9 protein-coding genes are annotated in these 11,564 nt (G+C 60.8%); 4 read left to right on the forward strand and 5 right to left on the reverse strand.

The genetic code is table 11. The features are described 5' to 3' along the window. The first annotated feature begins 21 nt into the window (after positions 1–21). Complete coding sequence (gene pbpC / locus ACR0DH_RS17400) at positions 22–2,058, forward strand: penicillin-binding protein 1C (protein ID WP_480550968.1); 2,037 nt, start codon at positions 22–24, stop codon at positions 2,056–2,058. 11 nt (positions 2,059–2,069) lie between these two features. On the opposite strand, the gene ACR0DH_RS17405 is transcribed toward pbpC, so the two are convergent. The 4 genes from ACR0DH_RS17405 to ACR0DH_RS17420 are packed head-to-tail and all read right to left on the reverse strand — an operon-like array spanning position 2,070 to position 8,747. Continuing rightward, entirely contained in the window at positions 2,070–4,112 is a 2,043-nt protein-coding gene (locus ACR0DH_RS17405) for a hypothetical protein (RefSeq protein WP_480550966.1), read from the reverse strand. Continuing rightward, entirely contained in the window at positions 4,109–6,871 is a 2,763-nt protein-coding gene (locus ACR0DH_RS17410; protein WP_480550964.1) for a DUF4159 domain-containing protein, read from the reverse strand. Before ACR0DH_RS17410 ends, ACR0DH_RS17405 begins: the two co-directional genes overlap by 4 nt. Then, positions 6,868–7,743 carry a DUF58 domain-containing protein gene (locus ACR0DH_RS17415; RefSeq protein ID WP_480550962.1) on the reverse strand — a complete coding sequence of 292 codons (876 nt, stop codon included), beginning with the start codon at positions 7,741–7,743 and terminating at the stop codon, positions 6,868–6,870. Before ACR0DH_RS17415 ends, ACR0DH_RS17410 begins: the two co-directional genes overlap by 4 nt. Continuing rightward, positions 7,740–8,747: an AAA family ATPase gene (locus ACR0DH_RS17420; RefSeq protein WP_480550960.1), complete on the reverse strand. Its 1,008-nt coding sequence runs from the start codon at positions 8,745–8,747 to the stop codon at positions 7,740–7,742. Before ACR0DH_RS17420 ends, ACR0DH_RS17415 begins: the two co-directional genes overlap by 4 nt. Before the next feature lie 64 nt (positions 8,748–8,811). Between ACR0DH_RS17420 and ACR0DH_RS17425 the strand changes: the two genes are divergently transcribed. Beyond that, on the forward strand, positions 8,812–9,390 hold the full coding sequence (locus ACR0DH_RS17425; RefSeq protein ID WP_480543484.1) for a DUF1285 domain-containing protein: 579 nt from the start codon (positions 8,812–8,814) through the stop codon (positions 9,388–9,390). Here the strand turns inward: ACR0DH_RS17425 and ACR0DH_RS17430 are convergent. Beyond that, positions 9,387–10,328: a DMT family transporter gene (locus tag ACR0DH_RS17430; RefSeq protein WP_480550958.1), complete on the reverse strand. Its 942-nt coding sequence runs from the start codon at positions 10,326–10,328 to the stop codon at positions 9,387–9,389. The two genes, ACR0DH_RS17425 and ACR0DH_RS17430, sit on opposite strands and share 4 nt — an antisense overlap. 172 nt (positions 10,329–10,500) lie before the next feature. Between ACR0DH_RS17430 and ACR0DH_RS17435 the strand changes: the two genes are divergently transcribed. Both ACR0DH_RS17435 and ACR0DH_RS17440 read left to right on the forward strand, forming a co-directional pair. Beyond that, positions 10,501–11,256, forward strand: coding sequence for a hydroxypyruvate isomerase family protein (locus ACR0DH_RS17435; RefSeq protein ID WP_480550956.1), 756 nt, complete (start codon positions 10,501–10,503; stop codon positions 11,254–11,256). 70 nt (positions 11,257–11,326) lie between these two features. After that, complete coding sequence (locus ACR0DH_RS17440; RefSeq protein WP_480550954.1) at positions 11,327–11,557, forward strand: DUF2798 domain-containing protein; 231 nt, start codon at positions 11,327–11,329, stop codon at positions 11,555–11,557. The last annotated feature ends 7 nt before the right edge of the window (positions 11,558–11,564 follow it).

Below are 11,564 nucleotides of genomic sequence, written 5' to 3' on the forward strand. Positions count from 1 at the left end.
ATCAAAACGCAAGGCACCGAGATGCCTAGACGCGCCACATTGCTAATGGCGTTGGCTGGTGCGCTCTACCTGACCGCCTTTGCGCGAGATCGAGCAGCGGACTGGGTAGACGCGACCATCCTGCCCCCGGTGCTGACCGAAACCTCGGTCGAGATGCTGGACCGCAATGGCGCTTTGCTGCGCGCCTTCCCGGTCGAGGATGGCATCTGGCGGATGCAGCCCGGCCCGGTTGATCCTCGCTTTGTCGACATGTTGATCCGGTATGAGGATAAGCGGTTCTGGTCTCATTCCGGCGTCGATCCAGCTGCGATGATCCGCGCTGCGGGTCAAGCACTCTGGAATGGCCGCGCAGTCTCGGGCGGATCGACCCTGACCATGCAGGTTGCGCGGCTGATCGAGGATGGCCCCACTGGACGATGGAACGGCAAACTCCGCCAGGTTAGGGTCGCATTGGCGCTGGAGCAGCGCCTGACCAAGCAGCAGATTCTGGACCTTTATCTGGTCCACGCTCCCTACGGCGGCAATCTGGAGGGTATCCGCGCAGGCGCGCGGGCGTGGTTCGGGAAAGACCCGACGCGATTGACGGCTGCGCAAGCCGCCCTGCTGGTGGCCCTGCCGCAAGCGCCTGAAACCCGCCGGCCGGATCGGGCAAATACGAATGCGGAAAAAGCCCGCAATCGCGTTTTACACCGGATGCAGCGGCATGGAGTTCTGTCGCCAGACGACATGCAGGCGGCGCTGATTGAAGCGGTTCCCACGCTGATGCGCCCCTTCCCACGCCATGCGCCGCATCTGACCGATCACGCGTTACGCGCGCGTCCCGAGGCCCAGACCCACGATCTGACCCTGGATGCGCGCCTTCAATCCCGGCTAGAGGGATTGGTGGCTCAAACGGCCTCCGAAGTGGGTCCGCGTATCTCGGGCGCGCTGATCGTGGCCGATCATCGCAGCGGTGACATACTCGCCTCGGTCGGATCAGCGGGCTATCAGGACGCGCGCCAGGGATTTGTCGATATGACCCGCGCGGTGCGTTCGCCCGGATCGACGCTCAAGCCCCTGATCTATGGCATGGCCTTTGATCAGGGGTTGGCCCATCCTGAAACCCTGATCAGCGACAGCCCGGTGATGTTCGGACGCTACGCCCCGCGCAATTTCGACGGTATGTTTCGTGGCGATATCCGGGTTCGCGACGCGCTGCAATTGTCGCTGAACATCCCCGTCGTGCGGCTGACCAATGAACTGGGCCCAGCCCGTGTCATGGCCGCCCTGCGCGATGCTGGAACGCAGCCGAAACTAAGTGGTGGAGCTCCGGGTTTGGCGATCTCGCTGGGCGGCGTCGGGCTCAGCCTGCGGGATCTGGTACAGCTCTATGCGACGCTGGCAGCGGGGGGTCAGGGGCCAGTTCTATATCACGATATGCTGTCTAGCCGGGCACAGACCACGCGCACCCTGTCAGATGTCGCCGCGTGGCAAGTGGCCGATATTCTGTCCGGGCTGGCACCCCCTTCGGGTGCTGCAGCGCAGGGGTTGGCTTACAAAACCGGCACGTCTTACGGGCATCGTGACGCTTGGGCGGTCGGCTTTGACGGGCAGCATGTCATCGGGGTTTGGTTGGGCCGTGCTGATGGCACCCCGGTGCCCGGCGCCTTTGGCGGAGAGCTGGCGGCCCCCCTGTTGTTTGAAGCCTTCGGGCATCTGAAACCCGCCCCCACACCCTTGCGCCCGCCGCCGCCATCCACTTTGATCCTTGGCGCGGCTGAATTGCCCCAGCCTTTGCAACGGTTCCAACCGCGCAGCGCCGCGTTTGAGAAAGATCCAAGCGCGCCTGATCTGGTATTTCCGCCCAACAACGCCATGTTAGAGACGAACGGAGCCCCCCTGACCGTCAAACTGCGCGGCGGAGTTGGCCCGTTTTCCCTGTTGGCTGATGGGGTTCCGGTGCTGACAGATCAACGGCAACGAGAGTTTGATATCCCAAATCCCGGTCGCGGGTTTTCACACTTGGTGGTGGTAGATGCACGCGGCGCGTCTGATCAGGTCTCGATCCAGGTCGATTAAGGTGTGAACACTTACCGGCGACCTTCGCGCAGCCAGCCGCCCAACAGGAACCCACCCGCCAGCAGCAGCACCAACCAGGGGGGCAGCAGCCCGGCCTGGGTAACATCGCGCGTTTCATACGCCTCGCGCGGCGTCAGACCAATCCAGCCGCGCCCGGCCGCCGGTCGCCCGGCCCGGACGTTGCGGACCGTAGGCACACCATCCTCCAAACGGATGACGCCGCCACGCATCTGATCAATCACCGGTTCCAGAACGTCGCCCGTTGCGATGGTCTGCTCAAACTCCTTTGGTGCGGCGGGGCCCAGCCCGATCACAGCCATCAGGTCGCCCTCCTGCAAGCGATAAAGACCAATCTCAGGCCCGAAATACTGCGCTTCAAACCGACCGGGCGTGACCTCATCAAGTGTCATCTCAAGCGTTTCGCCATTAGGGCGGGTGATCGTCACCGGGCCAACCTCTTCTTCGAGGGTCTGACGGATGATGCGCATCGACTGGCCATTGGCCTCGGCCCATAGCGCCTCTTCCTCCAGCTCGGGCTCTTTCATCATCCAATGAGCCAGACGGCGCAGCAATTCCAGCTGCGGCCCGCCGCCCTCGAACCCCCGGCTCCAGAGCCAGGCGTGATCCGATGCCAGCATGGCAACGCGCCCTTCACCCACCCTGTTCAGAACCAGCAGCGGGCGCTCCTCGACCCCTGTCATCAAAACCTGACCCTCGCGATGCTTCACGTCGATCTGGCGCAGCCATGCGCCCCAATCCTCGGAATCACCCAGATTGGTGGTCACGGGATGGCGATGCCCCAGATCGCTGACCATAGGCACATAGCGTTCTTCGATCACGCGCGCGGTTGGCTGCGCCGGTAAGATCGACGCGAGCGGTGAGCGAAAAATACTGTCCGCAGTGGCAAAATCAGGACCCGCTGCAATCAGCACTGCGCCGCCATCGTTGATATAATCGGTCACGTTGTCCAGATAGATCGCGGGCAAGATGCCGCGTCGTTTGTAACGATCAAAGATGATCAGATCGAAATCGTTGATCTTTTCCAGAAACAGCTCTCGGGTCGGGAAGGCAATCAGCGACAACTCATCGACCGGCACGCCATCCTGCTTCTCCGGAGGGCGCAAGATGGTAAAGTGAACCAGATCAACGGAACTGTCTGATTTCAACAGGTTCCGCCACGTGCGACCGCCCGGATGCGGTTCACCCGACACCAGCAGCACCCGCAGCCGATCACGGACACCATTCATCTGGATCAGCGCGGTGTTATTGCGATCCGTCAGCTCACCCTCGGCCTCGGGAACCGTGAACTGGATGACATTGCGCCCGCCATGGGGCAGCGTGATGGGCAGTTCCACATCCATGCCAATCGGAATGGTGAACTGCTGCGGTTCACCGCCGTCGACGGAAATCTCAAGCGGTGCATTTGCGGCACCAACCGGTGCGGCGCCACTGTCTTCGACCCGCAAAGTCAGTGTTACAGGTTCGCCGATAATAGCAAAGGCAGGCGCGTTGCGGACGATCAGCCTGCGGTCCCAATCGTTTTCGCGCCCGGTTTGTAGCAGATGCATCGGTGAAGGCAGGTCGGGCGCTTGATCGACGTCGTGCACGATCCCATCCGAGACAACAAGGATACCGGCAATCCGCGCACGCGGTTCTTCGGCCAGCGCCGTGTTCACCGCGGCCATCACCTGCGTGCCTTCATCCCCATCCCCGTCGCCAACACGGATGCGGCGCAGCTCGGTATTGTCGCGCGAGTCGATCTCGGCGGCCAGCGCCTCAGCGGCCTCGGCGGTCTGATCCGCACGATCTGAGAGTGTCTGACTGGCGCTTTCATCTTCGATCATAAGAACGATATCGGTCAGCGGCGCGCGATCTTCGACCTGATACACCGGACCGGCCAGAGCAGCGATCACGACCAGAGCGGCCAAGCCGCGCAGCGCCCAACCGGACAGGCCGCGCCAAAGGGCCAGAACGATCCCGCAGACCGCAATCGCGGCAACAACGGCCAGCACGGGCCATGGTATCAGCGGATCAAAGATGACGGTTCCGGTCATTGTCCCAACCTGTCCAGCAGAGCAGGCACGTGGACCTGATCGGATTTGTAGTTTCCAGTCAGCACATGCATCACCAGATTGACCCCAAAGCGGTTGGCCAGTTCGCGCTGCCGCTCGCCCGCATAACCGCGTCCCACCGGCAGCAACGCCTGCCCGTTACGGTCCACCGCCCAGGCCCCGGCCCAGTCGTTGCCGCCGATCACCACCGGCGTCACGTTGTCATTGAGGTTACGGAAGGGCATCCCCTCAATTTGTTCTGCATCCAGCGGCGCAGCTTCAACCCAGACCTCAGTGCCCGCATAGCGGCCCGGAAAATCCTGTAACAGATAGAAGGTCCGGGTCAGGACGTGGTCGCGGGGAATAGGCTCTAGCGCCGGGATATTTAGCGGGGCGGCCAGCTGTTGCAGCTTGCGCCCATTTGGGCTGGAAGCGCCGAACCCGGCAATATCCGCATCGCGCGTATCGAACAGGATCATGCCACCTGACCGCAGATAAGCGTTCAGCTTGGCATAGGCCTCGGCTGAAGGTTGCGACTGATCGGGGGTGATCGGCCAATAGAGCAATGGGAAAAAGGCCAGCTCATCGCGTTCCAGATCCACGCCAAACGGCTCTGCCGGCTCCACAGATGTGCGGAAGAACAGCGTCTGCCCTAAGCCACGCAGACCTGCCTGCGCGATGTCGTCCACCCGCGCATCGCCGGTCAGAACATGTGCCAGAACCAACTCTTGTGTCGCGGCGAGAGCGAAATCCGTATCATCCGGCGTTTGCGCCTGCGCCTCGGGCACCAAAAGCAAGGCCCCCAACGCAACAGCCGTTGCTTTGGCCAGACCCAACCGGCCTGACAGGGCAAGCGAGGCAATCACATCCACGGTCAGAAGGATCAGCGCAAGGCTGAGCAGCAAACCACCCAATGGCGTCTCGGTCGTTACTTCCTGTCCTTTGATTGGAACACCAGCGGGCCAGACAACCGGGCGCAGGGTTGCATCCTCGGCCAATACATTGCGGGCCAGCTTTTGCTTACCGCTTTCGTAGAGACCGGGGCGGATATCAGGACCAATTTGCCCAGAGACCAGTTCAACACCATCCACACCCGCCAGGGTGCCCGCGTCGGACAACGTACCAAAGCCGTCCATGATTTGCACAGGCTCCCACGTGGTGCCTTGTAGCTGATCCACCTGCCGTGATTTCGCCGCCGAGGCCACCGCCAGACGATCCAGCATTTCCACGAACAGACCCGAGAGTGGCAGGCTGGACCATTCAGCATCTGCGGTCACATGGAATAGAACCACCTGCCCCAATCCCAATGCCTTGCGGGTGACCAGAGGCGTGCCATCCGACAACGACGCAATCACCCGATCCGCCAAGTTAGGGTCAGGTTGTGCCATGACTTGGGTCGAAACGACAACGTCACCGGGTATCTGCAGCCCGTAAAAGGGCGACGCTTCTGGAAATGGCGCCAGTGTCTTGGCCTCGCCCCAACTCATCGCGCCGCCGACAGTGCGCCCACCGCTGCGCAGGCGCACAGGCAGCAACGTGTCCTCTTCGTCGCGGCCCAGATCGCTGGCTGCCATGCGCGGTCCGGCAAAGCGCAGCAACAGGCCACCCTGTTCGACCCAGTCGATCAGACCCGCCTGTTCGGTGTCGGACATCTGCGCCACGTCGGACAGAACGATCACATCCGGGTTTGCAGGCAGAACCTCTAGCAACCCACCCTCGACAAAATCCGCCGTGGGGATCAGAACTTGGGTTAGATAGTGTAGCGGCGACAGCAGCTCCAGCCCTTCGCGGTTCACCGTTCCGGCAATCAGCGCGACCTCGCGCCGGCGCAGGCTGTCATCGGTTAGTGTGACTGCCCCTGCCGATTTCTGGCCCTGAATCTCGAACCGAGTGATCCGAGCGCGCAGTTCCGATGGCAGCGCAAGTTCGATCTGCGCGTCAGTCGCGCCTGCCTCAAAAGCCAGTTCTACAGATTGTAGAACGCGCGCGGTGCCCGCAGGGTCACGGCCCTGCGCCAGAATGGTCACGGTTTCCTCGGGGCCCGGCTCGGCCCGCAACACCGTGATCTGAATGACACCATCCTGATAGGCCGCCGGAAGGATGGCCAATGCATCCGATGGGGATTGGTAAACTGTCACGTCACCGCGCGATTGCAGCGCTGACACCAAACCCTCATGGCCGTCATAGGTCAGCCGATCACTGAACCAATGCGTGTCAAATCCTCCCTCGACCTGATCCAGCCCGGCTATGACCTGTTCGATCTGCGCCTCAGTCGGCTGCCATGGGTTGGGAACCAGGCCGGGCAGGCGGTTGCGCCATGCCTCTGCCGCCTGAAACACGGGCGGTACCGGTTCGGTCAATCGCAGGATCGAGACAGGACGGCTTGAGCGGCCCGCCTCGGTCAATTGCGCATCGATCTGGTCAAGCGTCGAGGACCACCGTGTAGCCCCGCCCCAGCTGGCATCCAACACCAGCAACAAAGGCCCGGTGCCCGTTTCATCGCGTGAAGGGTTCAGGACCGGACCCGCCAATCCAATAATGATCGCTGCCGCTGCCAGCATACGTAACAAGAGCAGCCACCACGGGGTGCGGTCCGAGACGCTCTCGTCATCCTTCAACCCCAGCAGCAATGTCACCGCCGGGAACAAGCGCCGGATCGGCGCGGGGGGCACGGCACGCAGGATCAACCACAGGATCGGCAAGGTCAGCAGACCCAACAGCACCCATGGCGCGGTAAAGCCGATGCCCGCCAGAACCGTCATCGCGTGCCCCCGTCCAACGCGCGATAGAGCCAAAGCAGCGCCGCCTGCGCGCTATCGCTGGTGTGATGCAGACCCAACTGCCACCCCGTCGCGCGGCACAGCCGCGTCAACGCATCCTTGCGCTGCGCCAATCGGTTCAGATAGCGATCGCGCAGGTCTCCGGCTTTTAGTGTTTCATGGCGAGCTGTTCCACCAACGCTTTCGAAAATGGTACGGCCGAGATAAGGAAAGCTCTCCTCGCTTGGGTCCAGCACCTGCAAGATCACACCGCGTACACCGCGGTCAGCGGCTTTGGTCAGCGCCAGTTCAACCTCGTCCATCGGGCCAAGGAAATCCGAGATAAACACCGCACGCGCATGCGGGATCATGGCACGGTGTTCAGGCGGGGCATAGTCTGCCTGATCATCCTCGGACCAGGCTTGAGCCAAGCGGATGATCTGCGCATTGCCGCGTCGGGGCGGCAAGGTCGTCCCCGTTAGCCCAACACGTTCACCGCCGCGCACCAGCAAGATAGCCGTAGCCAGACCCAACAGACGCGCCCTGTCCGATTTCGTCGGCAAGCCTTTATCAGAAGCAAACCGCATTGACGCGCCCTGATCGACCCACAGCATCACCGATTGCGCAATCTGCCATTCGCGCTCCCGCACAAATTGCTGGTCCCCTCGCGCTGATCGGCGGTGGTCGATCATCCGGCGGCTATCTCCGATCTGAGCCGGGCGATATTGCCAGAAATCATCGCCCATACCTGATCGCCGCCGACCATGGTCGCCCAATAAAACGGTTCCGGCCAGATGTTCGGCGCGCGCCAACAGCGGCGGCAGCCGGGACGCCTCGGCCTCAGATCGCTCTCGAAGGGTTAGCGCAGCATTCACGCCGCAGCCTCGGTTCGGATCAAACTGGCAGCGGTAGACTCGATGAGGTCTGACAAGCTGTCGCCCCGCGCCCGCGCCGCAAAGTTCAGTGCCATCCGGTGGCAAAGCACCGGGCGGGCCATATCCAATACATCTTCGGCATTCGGCGCTAAACGCCCTTGAAGCATGGCCCGCGCTCGAACTGTCATCATCAGCGCCTGCGCCGCACGAGGGCCGGGCCCCCAAGCAACGGTTTCCTTGACCCGCTCGGACACGCCCGCTTCATCCGGGCGGAACGCGCGAACCAGATCGAGGATCAGTTCGACAACTGACTCCCCCACCGGCATACGACGCAACAGGACTTGCGCGGCCAGCAGTTCCTCTTTGGTGAAAATCTGATGCGCATCATCTTCTTCGACGCCTGTAGTGGCCAGCAGAATGTCCCGCTCGGTCTGACGATCTGGGTATTCGACGTCGACCTGAACAAGAAAACGGTCCAGCTGCGCCTCGGGCAGCGGATAGGTGCCCTCCTGTTCAATCGGGTTCTGTGTCGCCAGCACATGGAATGGTGTCCCGAGTGAGCGATCCTCGCCCGCCACGGTCACAGTCCGCTCCTGCATCGCCTGAAGCAGGGCCGATTGCGTCCGAGGGCTGGCGCGGTTGATCTCATCCGCCATCAGCAACTGGCAAAAGATCGGGCCTGAAATGAACCGGAAATGACGGCTGCCGTCATCAGCGGTATCCAGAACCTCGGACCCCAGAATATCGGCAGGCATCAGATCGGGCGTGAATTGGATGCGATTGCCGTGCAGGCCCATCACTGTTGACAGAGTCTCGACCAATCGCGTTTTACCAAGACCCGGCAAACCGATCAGCAGGGCATGTCCACCGCACAACAGAGCCGTCAGGGTCAGGTCCACGACCCTCTCCTGCCCGATGAAGCGGCGGGTGATCGAGGCCTTGGCCTCTTGCAACTTGGTTTCCAGCGCTTCGATCTCGGATACGAGGTCGGCAGGTTCGGTCATGACTTTCCCTTCCGTGGACTATTATAGATGAAGTGTATCGCGCTAAGAGGAAATGGCAAAAGCAATGAGCGGACAAAAACCCGTGAAACCTTCGCCGGATGGTTTGGCTGCATCAGTCAAAGCGGCCAAAACCAAGGGTTTACCGCCCGTTCACCTGTGGAATCCTCCGTTTTGCGGCGATCTGGACATCAAGATCGCCAAAGATGGTTCTTGGAGTTACTTAGGGTCGCCCATCAACCGGTTCGAGCTTGTGAAGCTTTTTTCCTCAATTCTTAAGAAAGAAGACGGCAAATACTACCTCGTCACCCCGGTCGAGAAGGTGGGAATCACTGTCGAGGATGCGCCGTTTCTTGCGGTCGACTTCGACCAGACAGGGGATGGCCTGTCGCAAGACCTGACATTTACCACCCATGTGGGCGATACGGCCATCGCCGGGCCGGATCACCCGATCCGCATTGTCATCGATGCGGAAACAGAGGAACCCGCACCCTACGTATTGATCCGAAACAACCTTGAAGCACGCATTGACCGCAAAAGCTTCTACCGACTCGTGGATATTGGTACCAAGCATGATGGCTGGTTTGGCGTCTGGTCGGGTGGGCAGTTCTTTCCGCTAATCTCAGCCTCAGATCTACCGGACTAAACGGTATGCGCCACCTTGCGGTCCTGCGCCAGCACCACAGCCACGGCCACGATCCCTGCGCCCAGCGCGCGAGTCCAGTTCCAGTCATCCCCCAACATCAGCATGATCAGCATCACGTAGAAAGGCGCTATGTTGATGTGGAATGAGGCCAATGCAACGCCCAGCTTCCCAACGGATCCAACGAACAGTACCTGACTGAGGCCCATTGCAACCAACGCATAAATTCCGAGCATTCCGATCTGTTGAACATCGATCTGTGCCGTTGGCATTACATCCACACCCAATTGTCGCGCAACGAAGAACAGCAATACAGCAACAATCAATCCGCCAAAAAATGTGATGGTACTGCGGCCTGTCTGGCTAAGGTCAGGGAAATCTCTCGCAGTTGCCATTGTCGCCCAGCAGAACAGCCCGGTCGAGGCTACGGCACAAATAGCGCCCAACCCCAGCTGCGCCGGGGCCACCGCACTGGTGGCGATCAGACCGCCTATGATGGACACCACCACACCCAACGCAAAATTCCAGCGTAACCGCCGTGTTCCAGTTGCCAACTCGATCAATGTGGCAAACAACGGTGCGCAGGATGCGATGATGGCCACTGTTACCGGATCTGTCAGCTTTTGCGCCAAAATGATCAGGAACATACCGGCGCCAAGCATCCCCCCAACAAACATTGCATGCCCCCATCGGGCACGCAAGACGCGCGATTGGCCGTCGATCAGAATCCAAATTGGCAACATGACAGCCACAGCGAGCGCCAGTCGTGCAACGAGCAACGCAACTGGTGGCCAAGTTTGTAACAAGACCTCAGCCGCGGGAAACCCGGCAGCCCATGTCAACATAGACGCAACCGCCAGCCCATTGCCTGGCAAGGCCGAGCTGCGCCCACCAGACACAGGTAAAGATGTCCCGCGCACGGGGTCTGGGCTCATCGCCATTGGATCGAACCTTCATAAAAAACGGCGCTCGAAAATGATTCGCCGTGTCGCCTAGAATTTCGATGATTTGCGCGGTCCGTTCTGGTCGATTTTCGACAATCTGTCGTTTTCAGTCTCTTTCCTGAAAACCACCCGCCCGTTAGAGTTTGCGAACCAAACCCCGGGACCACTCATGCCCAGATTTGCCGCCAATCTTTCGCTGCTCTTTACCGAGTTGCCGTATCTCGACCGTTTCGAAGCCGCCGCACAGGCCGGCTTCAAGGCCGTCGAGATTCTGTTTCCCTATGATCTGGCAGCCAAGGAAACCCGCCGCGCCTTGCTGGCGAACGGGCTGGAGCTGGTTCTGATCAATGCCCCTCCGCCCAACTACACGGGCGGCCAGCCGGGCTATGCGGCGGTGCCGAAGGGCGAGGCTCGGTTCCAATCTGACATCCGGCGCGTCCTGCGCTATGCAGAGCTGTTGCGCCCTCAGACGATACATATCATGTCCGGATATGCCTCCGGGCCTAAGGCCATGGAGCGTCTCATACAAAACCTGCAATGGGCAGCAGACGTCGCACCAAACCAGCAATTCACCATCGAACCGCTGAACCCGGTGTCACAACCCGACTACTTTCTGAACGACTACGCGCTCGCGGCTGAGGTGCTGGATCAGGTGGACCGTCCCAATATTGGCCTGCAATTTGACAGCTTCCACGCGCAGATGATCCATGGGGATGCGCTTGCCATATGGCAGAAATATCAGGACCGCGTGACCCACGCCCAGATCGGCGCCGCCCCAAACCGGTCAGAGCCGGGCGATGGCTCGATCGACTTTCCCGCCCTGTTCAACGCCATCGACAACAGCGGATACGACGGCTGGGTCAGCGCCGAATACAATCCAACGACGCCCCGCACCGTGGACTCGCTGGGCTGGATGGCGCGCTAACATACCCGTTACTGGCATTTTCTGCGAAGATATCGCACAGCTTGGCGCGGTGAATGAACGGATGATACCGATGACCCACGCCCGACTGTCACATATTATGTTCTGCCTGATCATGTCAGGACTGATGTCCTGCATCGTGACCGGGATTGCCACGGTCAAGGCCATCGGATTTGGGCCGGGCACCTTTGGGGATTGGATGGCGGCCTGGGCCTTTTGCTGGCCTATCGCCTTCACCGTCATCGTGATCCTTGGACCCAGTGTCAAACGGCTGGTCGATCGTCTGGTCAGGCCCAAGGCCTGATGAGCGG

Source organism: Ruegeria sp. I1, from assembly GCF_056532675.1.